At 71.0% G+C, this 15,581-nt stretch carries 14 protein-coding genes and 1 riboswitch; of the genes, 7 read left to right on the top strand and 7 right to left on the bottom strand.

Annotated elements, in window-relative coordinates; genetic code table 11:
* Positions 1-124 precede the first annotated feature (124 nt).
* From ACFUJR_RS02520 to ACFUJR_RS02505, 4 genes are all read right to left on the bottom strand, one after another.
* A complete protein-coding gene (locus ACFUJR_RS02520; protein ID WP_383167985.1) occupies positions 125-532 on the bottom strand; it encodes a hypothetical protein in 408 nt (135 codons plus the stop codon).
* Between the two features lie 130 nt (positions 533-662).
* Positions 663-1,589 (bottom strand): 1-phosphofructokinase family hexose kinase, encoded by a 927-nt coding sequence (locus ACFUJR_RS02515; protein WP_383167982.1) that lies wholly within the window; start codon positions 1,587-1,589, stop codon positions 663-665.
* A gap of 122 nt (positions 1,590-1,711) precedes the next feature.
* On the bottom strand, positions 1,712-2,857 hold the full coding sequence (nagA, locus tag ACFUJR_RS02510) for an N-acetylglucosamine-6-phosphate deacetylase (protein WP_383167979.1): 1,146 nt from the start codon (positions 2,855-2,857) through the stop codon (positions 1,712-1,714).
* Positions 2,857-3,795 (bottom strand): ROK family protein, encoded by a 939-nt coding sequence (locus ACFUJR_RS02505; RefSeq protein ID WP_383167975.1) that lies wholly within the window; start codon positions 3,793-3,795, stop codon positions 2,857-2,859. Before ACFUJR_RS02505 ends, nagA begins: the two co-directional genes overlap by 1 nt.
* Before the next feature lie 209 nt (positions 3,796-4,004).
* On the opposite strand from ACFUJR_RS02505, the gene ACFUJR_RS02500 reads away from it, so the two are divergent.
* Genes ACFUJR_RS02500 through otsB form a run of 3 tightly spaced genes read left to right on the top strand, consistent with a single transcriptional unit; the run spans position 4,005 to position 6,508 of the window.
* On the top strand, positions 4,005-5,276 hold the full coding sequence (locus ACFUJR_RS02500) for an ABC transporter substrate-binding protein (protein ID WP_383167972.1): 1,272 nt from the start codon (positions 4,005-4,007) through the stop codon (positions 5,274-5,276).
* A gap of 12 nt (positions 5,277-5,288) precedes the next feature.
* Positions 5,289-5,636, top strand: a complete 348-nt coding sequence (locus tag ACFUJR_RS02495) for a DUF3263 domain-containing protein (RefSeq protein WP_383167969.1) — start codon at positions 5,289-5,291, stop codon at positions 5,634-5,636.
* Positions 5,637-5,659: 23 nt separating this feature from the next.
* On the top strand, positions 5,660-6,508 hold the full coding sequence (otsB, locus tag ACFUJR_RS02490) for a trehalose-phosphatase (protein ID WP_383167966.1): 849 nt from the start codon (positions 5,660-5,662) through the stop codon (positions 6,506-6,508).
* 7 nt (positions 6,509-6,515) lie between these two features.
* On the opposite strand, the gene ACFUJR_RS02485 is transcribed toward otsB, so the two are convergent.
* From ACFUJR_RS02485 to ACFUJR_RS02475, 3 genes are all read right to left on the bottom strand, one after another.
* Complete coding sequence (locus tag ACFUJR_RS02485) at positions 6,516-7,979, bottom strand: trehalose-6-phosphate synthase (RefSeq protein ID WP_383167962.1); 1,464 nt, start codon at positions 7,977-7,979, stop codon at positions 6,516-6,518.
* 65 nt (positions 7,980-8,044) lie between these two features.
* Complete coding sequence (locus ACFUJR_RS02480) at positions 8,045-9,919, bottom strand: hypothetical protein (protein WP_383450195.1); 1,875 nt, start codon at positions 9,917-9,919, stop codon at positions 8,045-8,047.
* A gap of 56 nt (positions 9,920-9,975) precedes the next feature.
* Positions 9,976-10,917 (bottom strand): glucosyl-3-phosphoglycerate synthase, encoded by a 942-nt coding sequence (locus ACFUJR_RS02475; RefSeq protein ID WP_383167956.1) that lies wholly within the window; start codon positions 10,915-10,917, stop codon positions 9,976-9,978.
* Positions 10,918-11,050: 133 nt separating this feature from the next.
* Positions 11,051-11,203, top strand: a riboswitch (SAM riboswitch).
* A gap of 17 nt (positions 11,204-11,220) precedes the next feature.
* Between ACFUJR_RS02475 and thrC the strand changes: the two genes are divergently transcribed.
* From thrC to groL, 4 genes are all read left to right on the top strand, one after another.
* Positions 11,221-12,513, top strand: a complete 1,293-nt coding sequence (gene thrC, locus ACFUJR_RS02470; RefSeq protein WP_383167953.1) for a threonine synthase — start codon at positions 11,221-11,223, stop codon at positions 12,511-12,513.
* 119 nt (positions 12,514-12,632) lie between these two features.
* Positions 12,633-12,908, top strand: a complete 276-nt coding sequence (locus ACFUJR_RS02465; RefSeq protein WP_383167950.1) for a MoaD/ThiS family protein — start codon at positions 12,633-12,635, stop codon at positions 12,906-12,908.
* Between the two features lie 444 nt (positions 12,909-13,352).
* Entirely contained in the window at positions 13,353-13,556 is a 204-nt protein-coding gene (locus ACFUJR_RS02460; protein ID WP_005315736.1) for a cold-shock protein, read from the top strand.
* 337 nt (positions 13,557-13,893) lie between these two features.
* Positions 13,894-15,522: a chaperonin GroEL gene (gene groL, locus ACFUJR_RS02455; RefSeq protein WP_352191606.1), complete on the top strand. Its 1,629-nt coding sequence runs from the start codon at positions 13,894-13,896 to the stop codon at positions 15,520-15,522.
* Positions 15,523-15,581 lie beyond the last annotated feature (59 nt).

Here is a 15,581-nt window from a genome sequence, read left to right as displayed (position 1 = left end):
TGAACCATGTGTCGCGGAAGGCTGGCCACGAAAGGCGTGGGGGGTTTTGGGTCCCCCATCCGGGTGGGGGGAGGGGGGGGGGGGGGTGGCGCGGCGGTGCCCCACCCACCCCTTCGTTCTCGGGTCAGGACCAGTCGATGCAGCTGTTCCTGAGCTTCCCGTTGGGGTAGAAGCGCGCCACCTCGACTGCGATTTCGAAGAGTCCCCTGTCGTGCGAGGCGGTGGTCTTCCACGTGCTGACGGTGCCGCTCCCATGCGTGCGCCACGGCCAGTAGTGGACCGCCCCCTTGACGTCCCTTGAGACAAGGCGGATCCGGACGCCGTTCTTGTCAGCCAGGGTGTCCTCCAGGCTGAACTTGAGGCCGATCGTGGCGGCCGGGCCGTGGTAGTTCGTGTACGCCATGTCGCCGTACGCGCCGGTTGTGGAGCACCCGACGATGCCGGATGTCGCGTAAGCCGAGCCTGACATCGCTACCGTGAGAGCAGCCGCTGCGGCAATGGTTCCGGCGACGGTCGTGATCTTCCTGCGCATGCAGTTCCCTTGAGATCGATTCGTTGAGCTCCTTGATCTTTGTCAATCTGTTCGAATTTCGGGAGTGGCGAATCGAGCGAAAGGCGGCCGGAACCCGCTGTAAGGCGTTTCGAGGCGAGGGGCTTCCGGCTCAAGCCGCCGCCGACTGCTCCGTGACCGTCACCCGGGGCAGCAGTTCCTCGTACGCGCCCCGGTCGAACTCGCCCGCCACCGGGGACAGCACCGTCGCCGCCGACAGGGCGACCGCCTGGGTCAGGCGGTCCGGCCAGGGGAGCCGGTCGACCAGGCCGGCGAGGAGGCCCGCGACGGCCGAGTCTCCGGCTCCCGTCGGGTTGCCCTTCACCGGGGCCGGCGGGGCCGCGTGCCAGAGGCCGTCGGGGGTCGCGGCCAGCATGCCCTGGGGCCCCAGCGAGGAGACCACCGCGTGCGCGCCGCGGCGGCGGGCGTCGCGGGTGGCGCGGTGCGGCTCGCGGGAGCCGGTGAGCTGGGCCAGCTCGTCGGCGTTCGGCTTGACCAGGTCGGGGCGGGCCGCGATGCCGCGCCGCAGGGGCTCGCCGCTGGTGTCGAGGAGGACGGGGACGCCGGCGGAGCGGGCGAGCCGGATCAGTTCCGCGTACGCGCCGACGTGGATGCCGGGGGGCAGGCTGCCGCACAGGGCCACCGCTGAGGCGTCGGCGAGGAGGTGGGTGTAGCGGGCCGTGAGGGTCGTCCACTCGGCGGGGGTGATGGCCGGGCCCGGCTCGTTCAGCTGGGTGGTGTCGCCGGTCGTGGTGTCGGCGATCGCGACGGTACGGCGGGTGGGTCCCGCGATCGGGACCAGCTCGTCGCGGACGGGGGTCGCCGTCAGGTGCCCGCGGAGGATCTCGCCGGTGGAGCCGCCCGCGAAGCCGGTCACGACCGTCTCGTGGCCGAGGGCCGCGAGGACGCGGGCGACGTTGAGGCCCTTGCCGCCGGGGCGTTCGATCACCTGCGTCACGCGGTGGGAGGCGTGCGGGGTGAGGGCGGGGACGCGGTACGTGAGGTCCAGCGCCGTGTTGAGGGTGACCGTGAGAATCACCTGCCGTACCCCCGTAGCCCGTCGAAAGTTCTTGGAACAGCCGTAGAACGCGTCACGATCATGCCAAACGCAAGGCGGTTGGCCCAGTCCCCGGACCAACCGCCTTGCGCCGTGTGGTGAGATCAGGCCGACTGCGGCTCGACCACCCAGGTGCCCTTGCGCATGACGCCCTTGACGTCGAAGCCGGCGTCGAGGACGACGAGGTCGGCGTCCTTGCCGGGTTCGAGCGAGCCGACCCGGTCGTCGATGCCGAGCACCCGGGCGGGGTTGGCGGAGATGGCCTGGACGACGGATTCGACGGGCAGTCCGTCGACGGTCGCGGCCCGCTTGAACGCGCGGTCCAGGGTGAGGGTCGAGCCGGCGATGGAGCCGCCCTCGACGAGCCGGGCGACGCTGTCCTTCACCTCGACGGCCAGCGAACCGAGCATGTACCGGCCGTCGCCGAAGCCCGCCGCGTCCATGGCGTCCGTGATGAACGCGACCCGCCGCGGCCCCGCGTGATGGAACGCCAGTTCCAGTGCGGCCGGGTGCAGATGGGTGCCGTCGTTGATCAGCTCGACCGTGATCCGCTCGTCCTCCAGGAGCGCGGCGATCGGGCCGGGGGCGCGGTGGCCCAGGGCGGGCATCGCGTTGTAGAGGTGGGTCGCCACGGTGGCGCCCGCGTCGATGGCCTCGACGGTCTGCTCGTACGTCGCGTCGGTGTGGCCGATCGCGGCGACCACGCCGTGTTCGGCGAGCAGGCGTACGGAGTCGATGCCGCCGGGCAGTTCGGTGGCGAGGGTGACCATCCTGGCCTGGCCGCGGGCGGCGTCGATGAGCTTGCGGACGTCGGCCGGGTCGGGGTCGCGCAGCAGCGTCTCGTCGTGCGCGCCCTTGCGGCACGGCGCGATGAACGGGCCCTCGAAGTGGATGCCCGCGATCTCGCCCTGCTCGGCGAGTTCGGAGAGCAATCCGGCGCGGGCGCTCAGGAAGTCCATCTCGCCGGTCACGAAGGAGGCGACGACGGTGGTGGTGCCGTGCAGCCGGTGGGTGTGGACGCCGGTGAGGATCTCGTCCACGGTGCCGGAGGTGAACGAGGCGCCGCCGCCGCCGTGGTTGTGCATGTCGACGAAGCCGGGGACGACCCAGTGGCCGGTGAGGTCGAGCGTCGGCGCGTCGCCGGGCGCGGCGCCCGCGATGCGACCGCCGTCGACGATCACCCGTCCGTTCTCGACGATGCCGGTCGGCAGCACCACACGGGCACCGGCGAGAACTGTGGAAACGGCCATCAGGCGGATACCTCCGAGTCGAGGGAGAGAAGATCCCAGGCGAGGAGGCCCGCGCCCAGGCATCCGGCGGTGTCCCCGAGGGCCGCGGGGACGACGGCGGGCAGCTTCTGGAACGTGACGCGTTCCTCCACGGCGGCCCTCAGTGGTGTGAACAAGGTTTCCCCGGCCTCGGCGAGACCGCCACCGATGATGAGCGTGCGGGGGTCCAGCAGGGTGAGCGCTGTGACCAGGCCGTCGGCGAGCGCGTCGACGGCGTCCTGCCAGACCTGTACGGCCCTGGCGTCGCCGGACTCGACGGCCTTGGCGCAGTCGGCGGCGTCGGCGTCCGGGTCGCCGGAGGCGGCGGCCCAGGCGAGGGAGACGGCGGAGGCGGAGGCGTACCGCTCCAGGCAGCCGCGCTGGCCGCAGCCGCACTCGGTGCCGCCGGGGCGGACGACGATGTGGCCGATCTCGCCGGCGTAGCCGTGGGCGCCCGCCTCGATGACACCGCCGATGCCGATGGCGCCGGCGATCCCGGTGCCGAGTGGCACGAAGAGGAAGCGGTCGGCGCCGTTCCCGGCGCCGATCCGGCCCTCGGCGAGGCCGCCGGTGCGGACGTCGTGGCCGAGCGCGACCGGGATGCCGTCGAGGCGTTCGCTGAGCTGGGCGCGCATCGGGACGTCGCGCCAGCCGAGGTTGGCGGCGTAGACGGCGACGCCGTTCTCGGCGTCGACGATGCCGGGGACGGCGACTCCGGCGGCCGCGGCGGGCTCGCCGTACCGCTCCAGCCCGTAGGCGCGCAGCTCGGCGGCGAAGTCGAGGATCGTCTCGACGACCGCCTCGGGGCCGCGTTCGCGCCCGGTGGCGCGCCGGGCCTCGTGGAGCAGGGTGCCGTCCGCGCCGACGAGGGCGGCCTTCATGCCGGTGCCGCCCACATCGAGGGCGATGACGTGTCTCACGGGAACAGTCTCGCGTGTGCAGGCCCGAAAGGTCTAGTCCACTGGCCGATATTGTTGCGCAGGGATACAAATCCATGGGGCGGCGGCCGACGTGCGGCTCCACCCGGTCTCCAGTCGATCCCGAGAACTTGCCCAAGTGGTGTAGACCTTATGCTTCCTCTTCTGTGAAAATCACAGCTCAACGACGAGCATGAGGGTGGGGCAACGCTGTGCAGCGGCGATTTCTTGGACTGACCGCGACGTTCGCCGCGCTGGGCATGACCGCGGGGCTCTCCGGCTGCGGTCTCACCAGTGGCGACTCCGGCGACGTGACCCTGAAGCTGGTCGCGGCCGACTACGACCTGACCGGTGGCGACACCACCAAGAAGTACTGGGACCAGCTCACCGCCGCCTACGAGGCCAAGCACCCCGGCGTCCAGGTCGAGGTCCAGATCGAGTCCTGGAACGACGTCGACCGCAAGGTCGCCGAGATGGTCAAGGCCGGCCAGGCCCCCGACGTCGCGCAGATCGGCGCCTACGCCGACTACGCGGCGGCCGGCGAGCTCTACTCCGCCGACGAGCTGCTCTCCATCCCCGTCCAGGCCAACTTCCAGGCCCCCCTCGCCTCCGCCGGAGAGCACAAGCGCACCCAGTACGGCCTGCCCTTCGTCGCCTCCACCCGGCTGCTCTTCTACAACGAGGACCTCTTCGAGCAGGCCGGCGTCAGCAAGCCGCCGACCACCTGGGACGAGCTGGCCGCCGCCGCGGAGAAGCTCAGGGCCAAGGACGTCACCTACCCCTTCGCGCTGCCGCTCGGCCCGGAGGAGGCGCAGGCCGAGACGATGATGTGGCTGCTCAGCGGCGGGGACGGCTACACCGACGGCACCGACCGCTACCGGATCGACTCCGAGCAGAACGTCGAGACCTTCGACTGGCTGAAGACGAACCTGGTCCAGAAGAAGCTCACCGGCCCCGTCGCCCCCGGCAAGCTCAACCGCAAGGACGCCTTCGCCGCCTTCTCGCGCGGCGAGGTCGGCATGCTCAACGGCCACCCCTCGCTCATGCAGGAGGCCGAGAAGAAGGGCGTCAAGGTCGGCAAGGTCGCGCTGCCCGGCGCGAACGGGAAGGCCAAGGCGTCCATGGGCGTCGCCGACTGGATCATGGGCTTCAAGCAGAACGGTCACCGCGAGGAGATCGGCGACTTCCTCGACTTCGTCTTCAGCGACGAGAACGTGCTGAAGTTCGCGGGCGACAACGACCTGCTGCCGGTGACTGTCAGCGCGTTCTCCCGGATGGAGAGCGACGAGGAGCACAAGAACCTGCGCGAGTTCCTCACGGAGCTGCCGAACTCGCAGCTGCCGCCGGTCGGCAAGACGTCCTGGGCCCAGGTCAGCGACCACATCAAGCAGAACATCGGCAAGGCCATCACTCCGGGGGCGAAGCCCGCAGACGTGCTGGGGGAGATCGCACGAGCGGCGACGGCGGCCGAGAGCGCGGAGTAATAGGTTGTTCGTATGACCGACACGAGCGACTCCGGGCCCGGCGACGAGGGGTTCGGCGACTCCGGACCCGGGGGCAGCGGGGACGGTGGCCCCGCTGTCGGTGACGCGGGGGCCGGCGACTCCGGGCCCGGCGACGACGGGCTCGGGGAACGGGAGCGGGCCGTGCTCGCCGTCGAGCGCCGCTCCTGGCCCGGCCCCGGCGCCAAGGAGCGGGCCGTCCGCGAGCAGCTCGGCCTCTCCGCGACCCGCTACTACCAGCTCCTCAACGCCCTCATCGACGACCCGCGCGCCCTCAGGCACGACCCGGTGACCGTCAACCGGCTGCGCCGGGTCCGTGCCGCGAAGGAGCAGCGCCGGTGAGCCCGCGTCGGTAGGGTCGTCGTATGGTCAGCAGCCTTCCGCACCCGACCACGTCCGCAGGCCGCGACGGTCTGGCCGCGCTTCTCGCGCGGCCGGAGAAGGCCGTCGTCGCCCTCGACTTCGACGGGACGCTCGCCGAGATCGTCCCCGACCCCGAACAGGCCCGCGCCCACCCCGGCGCCGTCCCCGCGCTCGCCGTCCTCGCCCCGCGGATCGCCTCGGTGGCGGTGGTGACCGGCCGCCCGGCGGGCGTGGCGGTACGGTACGGCGGCTTCGCCGGCGTCCCCGGCCTCGAGCGTCTCGTCGTCCTCGGCCACTACGGCGCGGAGCGCTGGGACGCGGTCACCGGCACCGTCCAGGCCTCCGCCGTCCACCCCGGCGTGGCGTCCGTGCGCGCCGAACTCCCCGGCTTCCTCGACGGCGTGGGTGCCTGGCCGGGCACCTGGATCGAGGAGAAGGGCCGCGCGGTCGCCGTCCACACCCGCCGCTCGACCGACCCCCAGGCGGCCTTCGAGGCTCTCAAGGCCCCGCTCGCCGACCTCGCCACCCGCCACGGCCTGGTCCTCGAACCCGGCCGCATGGTCCTCGAACTGCGCCCTCCCGGCATGGACAAGGGCGTGGCGCTCGCGGAGTACGTACGGGAGGTGGGCGCGGGGTCCGTCCTGTACGCGGGCGACGACCTGGGCGACCTGCCGGCCTTCGCGGCCGTGGAGAAGCTCCGCTCGAACGGCACTCCGGGCCTGCTGGTCTGCAGCGGCTCCACGGAGGTCCAGGAACTCGCGGACCGCGCCGACCTGTCGGTGGCGGGGCCGCAGGGGGTGGTGGATCTCCTTTCGGCCCTGGCGGAGGCGGTTCGCACCTCTGAGGCCTGAGAGGCCGTCAGCGCGGCGGCGCCGGGGGTTCGGTGCCGCCGCGCAGGGCGTCCAGCTGGTCCAGGAACCACCGCTGCGGCGGCAGCGCCGTCGCGGCGGCGGCCAGGCGCTTCGAGCGGTCCGCGCGTTCGGCGGGGGGCATCGTCAGCGCGCGGTGCAGAGCGCGGGCGGTCTCCGAGACGTCGTACGGGTTGACCGTCAGGGCGTCCTCACGCAGCTCCTCGTACGCGCCGGCGCCCGTGGAGAGCACCAGCGCGCACCCCTCCTCCGACACCACCGGGATCTCCTTGGCCACCAGGTTCATCCCGTCGCGGACCGGGTTGATCAGTGCCACGTCCGCCAGTCGGTACGCCGCGAGGGAGCGCGGGAAGTCGTCCTTCACCGACAGCAGCACCGGCTGCCAGTCGTCCGTGCCGAACTCGGTGTTGATCTCCTCCGCGAGCCGGGCGACCGCCGCCGTGTACGCGCGGTAGACCTCCAGGTCCTGGCGGGACGGGTACGCCGAGGCCAGGTGGACGACCCTGCCCCGCCACTCCGGGCGCTCCCGGAGCAGCTCCCGGTACGCCAGCAGGCCGCGGACGATGTTCTTCGACAGCTCCGTGCGGTCCACCCGCACGATCGTCCTCCGGTCGCCGATCTCGGCCCGCAGCGCGGCCAGCCGGCCGTCGACCTCGGGGGTGTGGGCGAGCGAGCGGAGGTCGTCGCCGTCCACGCCCAGCGGGAAGACCTGCACCCTGGTGCGCCGCGGCTCACCGCCCGCCCTGCGGTGCTCCACCCCGCGCCAGGGGTCGTCGTCCCGCCCGACCCCGGCGGCCTCGCCCTGCTCGCCGTCGAGGTGCGCCCCGTCGATGAACGCCCTCGCCCATCCCCAGGTGTGGAAACCGAGTTCGTCCGCGCCGAGCATTCCCCACAGAAGCTCCTCGCGGACCTCCTCCGGCAGCATCCGCATGTACTCCGGCGACGCCCACGGCGTGTGCGTGAAGTGGCCGATCCGCAGGTCCGGCCGCAGCTCGCGGAGCTGCCCGGGGACCAGCGCCAGGTGGTAGTCCTGCACCAGGACCGCCGCGCCCTCGTCGGCCCGGGCCGCAAGCTCCTCGGCGAAGGCCCGGTTGTAGTCGCGGTACGACTCCCAGCGGCGCCGGAACTCCGCGTCGAAGACGGGCTCGTGGGGCACGTCGTACAGATGGTGGTGGAGGAACCACAGCACCGAGTTCGCGATCCCGTTGTACGCGTCGGCGTACACCTCCGGGGCGATGCCCAGCATGCGCACACCGGGCTCGGTGACCCCGCGCCGCACCGCCTCGCGGTCGCCGTCCCCGAGCGCCGCGCACACCCACACGCTGTCCTGGGAGGACACCGCGCTCAGCCCGGAGACGAGACCGCCCCCGCCGCGCCGGGCAGTGAGCGTGCCGTCGGCGGCGAGGGCGTACGAGACCGGACCCCGGTTGGACGCCACGAGCACAGAAGCCATGTGGCGAACCTAGCCCGTCGCGTAAACGCTCAAACGTACGTATACAAGTCTGGCGAATCCACGCCTCATGGCTCGCGGCGCCCACGGAGGGCCGCCTTCGCCACCACACCGGTCGCGGCCAGTGCGAGTGCGAGGCCGCCGAGCAGCCACAGCCGCTCACCGCTCGATCCGGTCTCGGCCATCGCGCCGCCGGGGCCGTGCGGGACGGCCGGGCCCGGCCGGTGGGTGGCGGGGGCGGTGAGCAGCCCGGCCTCGGACTCGCTCGGATACGAATGCGGATACAGGGTCGGGGTCGGGGTCGGAGGCCGGGTCGGTGAGGGGGGTGCGGTGCCACCCGCGTCCTTCGGGTCCTTCGCGGCCTTCGGGTCCGCCGGGTCCGTCCGGGTCGCGGTCGGAGTCGGGGTCGGGGTCGGGGTGGCCGTCGGGTCTGGCGTCGGAAGGGCGATGACCGGGGTCACGGTGCAGGCCGGATCCGCGCTGCCCGGCCCGCAGTTGGAACGGGGCGACGCGGCCTCGATGCCACTCGTCAGCCTGCCGTCACCGCGCACCGGGTCGTCGACCGTCACCGAGTAGGTGATCCGCGCCGTCGCGCCGGCCGGGATGTCCCCCGTGTAGGCGATCGAGCGCCCGTCGTACGTCGCCGTGCCGATCGTGGCCTTCGCGTCGCCGTTGTAGGCGGCGTCGTCCAGGTTCCCCGTCAGGTCGTCGCCGAACCGGGCGTCCGGATGGTCGAGACGGCCGGTGTTCTTCGCCGTGATCGTGTACGTGACGGTGTCGCCCGGCCTCACCTTCCGCGGGTTCGCCGTCTTGGTGATCTCCAGGTCCGGCACCGGTACGGAGAAGGCGAGCGCGGAGGGCACGTACGTGTCGCCCGTCGGGGTGAACGTCAGCTCCGTCGACCGGGCGCCCACCGGAAGAGTGCCCTCCGGGATGTCGAAGGCCGTGACGAGGGAGGTGCCCGTGCCGTCGGGGGAGTGGGCCGCGGTGACCTTCCTGCCGTGCACGAGGAAGGCGTCGCCCGGTGTGGCTTCGCCGCCGTAGGCCGTCACGCTCGCCCGCGCCCGGCCCGCCGTCCGGTGGAACCCGTCGACGGCGATCGTGGTCGCGGGGGAGGTGGACCGCTGGAGGACGTGCCCGCCGTAGACGCGTACGGCACGCCGGTCCGGAGCGAAGGCGGGCTCGGGGCCGGGGAACTCGTGGACCACCGTCAGGGACCAGCCAGACACACAGCCCGTGCCCCGTGCCGTCCAGATACCGCCGACCGTGACCGGCGTGTCGGTGCCGGTCACGCCCGCGAACGCGGCCGTGACGTCCGACTCGCCCGTGTAGTAGTGCGCACCGCCGATGTCGGCCGGGTCGGTCACCATGCTGTCGATCGAGACCGTCGTCTCGGGCCCGGCCCCGACCTTGATGCGCGGCTCGGTCGTGGCGTGGTCGCCCGACGGGGTCGCCGCGTCGCGGCCGGAGCCGGCGCACCGCTTCGACAGGGCCCCGCTGGGCGTCCTGTACGTGCCGTCGTGCCCGCCCCAGAAGAGCCGGGCGTACGCGACCTTGGCGCCGGCCGGGATCACGACGTGGCCGGTCCCGGAGCCGTGGCCGGAGCCGGTCTCGGAGCCGGTCCTGGTCTCGGAGCCGGTCCCGGTCCCGGTCCCGGTCCCGGTCCCGGTCCCGGTCCCGGTCCCGGTCCCGGTCCCGGTCCCGGTCCCGGTCCCGGTCCCGGTCCCGGAGCCGGTCCTGGTCCCGGTCCCGGAGCCGTGGCCGGCTGTCACGGCCGCGATGGCGCCGATGGTCGTGAAGTCGCCGTACAGCGAGGCTTCGTAGCGTTTGCCGAAGGGCTCCACCACGTCAGCCGCGGCCGGTCCGGCCGAGGCGAGGGTGAGCGAGCCGAGCGAACCGAGTGAGCCGACGGCGAGGCCGAGCGCCATCGGCAACGTGGTCATTCGAGAGGTGAACGGCATGGAACGGAAATGTATGCAAAAAGCATCATCATCCGGCGCTACGCCACGCGGCGGTGCGCGTACTCCGAGATGTCGATCATCGGCGGACGCTCCTCGGTGTCCACCGCGTACGTCCGCGGGGTGAAACCGGTGTCGCCCCGCTCGAACTGCGTCAGCCGGGGTCGCACCAGATGCCCCCGGGAGAGCCGGAGCTGCGCCGTCCGGTAGATCGCAGCCGCCATCCTGCCGAGCGCGCGGCCGTCCTGGTGCCGGTGCTTGCGGACCCCGACGTCGACCTGGGCGAGCGCGTCCAGGCCGACTGTGTGGAGCGCGTCCACGAGCAGACCCAGCTCCACTCCGTAACCGACGGGGAACGGCAGCCGTTCGAGCAGCGAGCGGCGCGCCGCGTACTCGCCGCCGAGCGGCTGCACGAAGCCGGCCAGTTGCGGCCAGTGCAGATTGAGCAGCGGCCGTGCCACCAGCTCGGTCACCCGGCCGCCCTGACCTGGGGAGTCGCCCAGCGGACGGTCGTACATCGCCTTCACGAAGTCGACGTCGGGGTCGGTGAGCAGAGGGCCGACGATCCCGGTGACGAAGTCCGCGGAGAAGTCCCGCAGATCCGCGTCGACGAAGCAGACGACGTCCCCGCGCGTCACCATCAGTGACCGCCACAGCACCTCGCCCTTGCCGGGCACGGCCGGAATCCGGGGCAGGATCGCGTCGCGCGCCACGACACGCGCCCCGGCCGCCGCCGCGAACTCCGCCGTACGGTCGGTGGAACCGGAGTCGATCACCACCAGCTCGTCCACGAGCGGGACCGCCTCGGTCATCAGCTCCCGGCGGATCACGGAGACGATGTCGCCGACCGTCGCCTCCTCGTCGAGGGCGGGCAGGACGACACTGACCGTCGTCCCGTGCTTCGCCGCCAGGATGCGGTCGAGCGAACGGTCCGCCACGGACCAGGACCGCCGGCCCAGCCAGCGCTCCACTTCCTCCAGCACGTGATCTCCATCTCGCGGTTCGGACGGCAGGTTCAACCCTCCGGGCCTTCGGTTACAGTCTTGAACAACGCGGATGCCCGATGCATGTCGGGGTCCCACCCGCGTCCCACAACCGCTTCACACAATCGAATACCGCTCATCCAGAGGGGCAGAGGGAAACGGCCCGTTGAAGCCCCGGCAACCCTCCAGTCGGTCTCGTCCGCGACACAACGCGCCAGCGAGGCTCCCGGCTAGGGAAGGTGCCAAATCCGTCTCATGACGACGTTCGTCATGAGAAAGATGAGGAGAAAGGGCCTCGCCTCCATGGCTGTACAGACTGTTTCCACCGAAACCTCCCGGACCGTCGATCTCGGTCCCGCTTCGGGCCTTTCCTGCCGGGAATGCGGTGAAGTCTTCCCGCTCGGCCCGATCTTCGCCTGCGAGCTCTGTTTCGGCCCGCTCGAAGTCGCGTACGACCTTCCCACCGGTGACCCCGAGGCGCTGCGCAAGCGGATCGAGGCCGGCCCCGCCAACATCTGGCGCTACGCCCCGCTGCTGCCCGTCCCGGCCGACGTCGCCGAGAAGCCGAACCTGAACCCCGGCTGGACCAAGCTCGTCCAGGCCGACAACCTCGCCCGCGAACTCGGTGTCGAGCCCGGCAAGCTCTTCGTCAAGGACGACTCCGGCAACCCGACGCACTCCTTCAAGGACCGCGTCGTCGCCCAGGCCCTGGAGGCGGCCCGCGCCTTCGGCTTCACCACCCTGTCCTGCTCCTCCACCGGCAACCTGGCCGGCGCCGTCGGCGCCGCCGCCGCCCGCGCCGGCTTCCGCTCCTGCGTGTTCATCCCGCACGACCTGGAGCAGGGCAAGGTCGTCATGGCCGCCGTCTACGGCGGTGAGCTGGTCGGCATCGAGGGCAACTACGACGACGTCAACCGCTTCTGCTCCGAGCTCATCGGCGACCCGCTGGGCGAGGGCTGGGGCTTCGTCAACGTCAACCTGCGCCCCTACTACGGTGAGGGCTCCAAGACGCTCGCGTACGAGATCTGCGAGCAGCTGGGCTGGGTGATCCCGGACCAGCTCGTGATCCCGATCGCCTCCGGCTCGCAGCTCACCAAGATCGACAAGGGTCTGCAGGAGCTCATCAAGCTGGGCCTGGTCGAGGACAAGCCGTACAAGATCTTCGGCGCCCAGGCCGAGGGCTGCTCGCCGGTGTCGGCCGCCTTCAAGGCGGGCCACGACGTCGTACGCCCCCAGAAGCCGAACACCATCGCCAAGTCGCTGGCCATCGGCAACCCGGCCGACGGCCCGTACGTCCTCGACATCGCCCGCCGCACGGGTGGTGCGGTGGAGGACGTCGACGACGAGCAGGTCGTCGAGGCGATCAAGATCCTCGCCCGTACGGAGGGCATCTTCGCCGAGACGGCGGGCGGCGTGACGGTCGGCGTGACGAAGAAGCTGGTCGAGGCCGGCCTCATCGACCCGGCCCTCACCACGGTCGTGCTCAACACGGGTGACGGCCTCAAGACGCTGGACGCGGTGGCCGATACCTCGCAGGCGACCGCGACGATCCGCCCGAGCCTGGACGCGTTCCGCGAAGCAGGCCTGGCGGGCTGACGCCCGCGACCGCCGAGGTGCGGGAGCGGCCGGGGCACCGGCCGCTCCGGCCACCCCGCCGCCCTGTCCCCGCCCCGTCCCCGCCCGCCCTGTCCGAAGCCACCGAAGGTGAACACCCCATGAGCGTGAAGGTCCGCATCCCCACCATCCTCCGCACCTACACCGGCGGTCGGTCCGAGGTCGCCGCCGAGGGCGCGACCCTGTCCGAGGTCATCGCCGACCTGGAGAAGAACCACGCGGGCATCGCGGCCCGTGTCCTGGACGACCAGGGCAAGCTGCGCCGCTTCGTGAACGTGTACGTCAACGACGACGACGTCCGCTTCGAGCAGGGCCTGGAGACGGCGACGCCGGACGGCGCCGGCGTCTCGATCATCCCGGCCGTCGCCGGAGGCTGACCATCCGGCACGGTGCCGGTGGCTGCTGGGCCGTCTGTGGCTCCCCGCGTTACCCGGCGTAACCGAATTGCCCCTTCCGCGAGAGAAGCGGAGGGGGCAATTCTGCATGGTTGAGCGCGGTAGAGTTGGGGAACTCCCCCCGGCTTTCCCTCGCCGCTCGTGCCAGACGCATATGAGAATGCGCCTGCCCGCGACAAGAAGCAGCCAAAGTGCAGGTGCGTTGTGTACCTTCTGCGCGTTTTGCCGGGCCCGACTTGCCCCGGAATTCAGTGAATTCTCCTCAATTCTCCTTTACGCCATGCCCAGAATTCTCGTCCGATTGACCTGTTGCAGAGGGCAGTTGGGCAGATACATTCAGCCGCGGTCGACGCGTTCCGGCGCAGGGTCTGACCCGGGTCCGCGAAGTGCGGTCCCGCGCAAGGGCCAGTAATAGGGGAGTTAGGCATGGCTCAGGGCACCGTCAAGTGGTTCAACGCGGAGAAGGGCTACGGCTTCATCGCGGTCGACGGTGGTGCGGATGTATTCGTCCACTACAGCGCGATCCAGATGGACGGCTACCGCACCCTTGAAGAGGGTCAGCGGGTCGAGTTCGAGATCTCGCAGGGCCAGAAGGGTCCGCAGGCGGACATGGTCAAGCTCGCCGTCTGAGCACGGCGCGATCGGCCACCACGTACGCACTCACGCGTTCTCACGCCGAGGGGTCCGCATCCTGACCGGGATGCGGACCCCTCGTGCGTGCGGGGGGCGCGGCGCGTGCGGGGGGCGCGCGACAGGGTTCCGATCATCGAGAGGCGCTTGCACTCGCATGGGTCGAGTGCTAATCATTGGCGTTAGCACTCTGAAGGTGAGAGTGCTTACGAGGATCGGGCAGACGAGGTCCGCGGCCAGGTGGGGCAAGGAACCACAGGGCACGCAGGCCGTCCGTCGCGGGCGTCGGCGCGGTCCTGGAGCGTTATCCACCCCATGTCCGGGAGGACCACTTCACATGGCCAAGATCATCGCGTTCGACGAGGAGGCACGGCGCGGTCTCGAGCGCGGGATGAACCAGCTCGCCGACGCCGTCAAGGTCACCCTTGGCCCCAAGGGCCGGAACGTCGTCCTCGAGAAGAAGTGGGGCGCCCCCACGATCACCAACGATGGTGTGTCCATCGCCAAGGAGATCGAGCTCGAGGACCCGTACGAGAAGATCGGCGCCGAGCTGGTCAAGGAAGTCGCCAAGAAGACGGACGACGTCGCCGGTGACGGTACGACCACCGCGACCGTCCTCGCCCAGGCGCTCGTCCGCGAGGGCCTGCGCAACGTGGCGGCCGGCGCCAACCCGATGGCCCTCAAGCGTGGCATCGAGAAGGCCGTCGAGGCCGTCTCCGGCGCCCTGCTCGAGCAGGCGAAGGATGTCGAGACCAAGGAGCAGATCGCTTCCACGGCCTCCATCTCCGCCGCCGACACCCAGATCGGCGAGCTCATCGCCGAGGCGATGGACAAGGTCGGCAAGGAAGGCGTCATCACCGTCGAGGAGTCCCAGACCTTCGGTCTGGAGCTGGAGCTCACCGAGGGTATGCGCTTCGACAAGGGCTACATCTCGGCGTACTTCGCCACCGACATGGAGCGTATGGAGGCGTCCCTGGACGACCCGTACATCCTGATCGTCAACTCCAAGATCTCCTCCGTGAAGGACCTGCTCCCGCTCCTGGAGAAGGTCATGCAGTCGGGCAAGCCCCTGCTGATCATCGCCGAGGACGTCGAGGGCGAGGCCCTGTCGACCCTGGTCGTCAACAAGATCCGCGGCACCTTCAAGTCCGTCGCGGTCAAGGCTCCGGGCTTCGGCGACCGCCGCAAGGCCATGCTGAACGACATCGCCATCCTCACGGGCGGCACGGTCATCTCCGAGGAGGTCGGTCTCAAGCTCGAGAACGCCGGCCTGGACCTGCTGGGCCGCGCCCGCAAGGTCGTCATCACCAAGGACGAGACCACGATCGTCGACGGTGCCGGTGACAGCGAGCAGGTCGCCGGTCGCGTCAACCAGATCCGCGCCGAGATCGAGAACTCGGACAGCGACTACGACCGCGAGAAGCTGCAGGAGCGCCTGGCGAAGCTCGCCGGCGGTGTTGCGGTCATCAAGGCCGGCGCCGCGACCGAGGTCGAGCTCAAGGAGCGCAAGCACCGCATCGAGGACGCCGTTCGCAACGCGAAGGCGGCCGTCGAGGAGGGCATCGTCGCCGGTGGTGGCGTGGCCCTGCTCCAGGCCTCCAACGTCTTCGAGAAGCTCGAGGCCGACCTCTCGGGCGACGAGGCCACGGGTGCCGCGATCGTGAAGCTGGCCCTGGAGGCCCCGCTGAAGCAGATCGCCGTCAACGCCGGCCTCGAGGGCGGCGTCGTGGCGGAGAAGGTCCGCAACCTGCCCGTCGGCCACGGCCTGAACGCCGCGACCAACGAGTACGTGGACCTCATCGCCGAGGGCATCATCGACCCGGCGAAGGTGACGCGTTCCGCCCTGCAGAACGCGGCCTCCATCGCCGCGCTGTTCCTGACCACCGAGGCCGTCATCGCCGACAAGCCGGAGAAGGCCTCCGCGGCCGCTCCGGGCGGCATGCCGGGCGGTGACATGGACTTCTGAGCCTCGGCTCGGTAGTTCCTCGCTGTACGCGACCGAGGGCGGCACCCCCTGCTGGGGGT

It is taken from the genome of Streptomyces sp. NPDC057271 (genome assembly GCF_042668715.1).
GTDB lineage: Bacteria > Actinomycetota > Actinomycetes > Streptomycetales > Streptomycetaceae > Streptomyces.
The sequence above is the reverse complement of the archived record's forward strand: the minus strand, read 5'-3'. Positions and strand labels throughout refer to the sequence as shown.

What these genes read in the sequence shown, in the direction of transcription:
- ACFUJR_RS02520 (WP_383167985.1), bottom strand. Translation starts at nt 532, where the DNA reads ATGCGCAGGAAGATCACGACCGTCGCCGGAACCATTGCCGCAGCGGCT.
- nagA (WP_383167979.1), bottom strand. Translation starts at nt 2,857, where the DNA reads ATGGCCGTTTCCACAGTTCTCGCCGGTGCCCGTGTGGTGCTGCCGACC.
- ACFUJR_RS02495 (WP_383167969.1), top strand. Translation starts at nt 5,289, where the DNA reads ATGACCGACACGAGCGACTCCGGGCCCGGCGACGAGGGGTTCGGCGAC.
- otsB (WP_383167966.1), top strand. Translation starts at nt 5,660, where the DNA reads ATGGTCAGCAGCCTTCCGCACCCGACCACGTCCGCAGGCCGCGACGGT.
- ACFUJR_RS02485 (WP_383167962.1), bottom strand. Translation starts at nt 7,979, where the DNA reads ATGGCTTCTGTGCTCGTGGCGTCCAACCGGGGTCCGGTCTCGTACGCC.
- ACFUJR_RS02480 (WP_383450195.1), bottom strand. Translation starts at nt 9,919, where the DNA reads ATGACCACGTTGCCGATGGCGCTCGGCCTCGCCGTCGGCTCACTCGGT.
- thrC (WP_383167953.1), top strand. Translation starts at nt 11,221, where the DNA reads ATGGCTGTACAGACTGTTTCCACCGAAACCTCCCGGACCGTCGATCTC.
- ACFUJR_RS02465 (WP_383167950.1), top strand. Translation starts at nt 12,633, where the DNA reads ATGAGCGTGAAGGTCCGCATCCCCACCATCCTCCGCACCTACACCGGC.
- ACFUJR_RS02460 (WP_005315736.1), top strand. Translation starts at nt 13,353, where the DNA reads ATGGCTCAGGGCACCGTCAAGTGGTTCAACGCGGAGAAGGGCTACGGC.
- groL (WP_352191606.1), top strand. Translation starts at nt 13,894, where the DNA reads ATGGCCAAGATCATCGCGTTCGACGAGGAGGCACGGCGCGGTCTCGAG.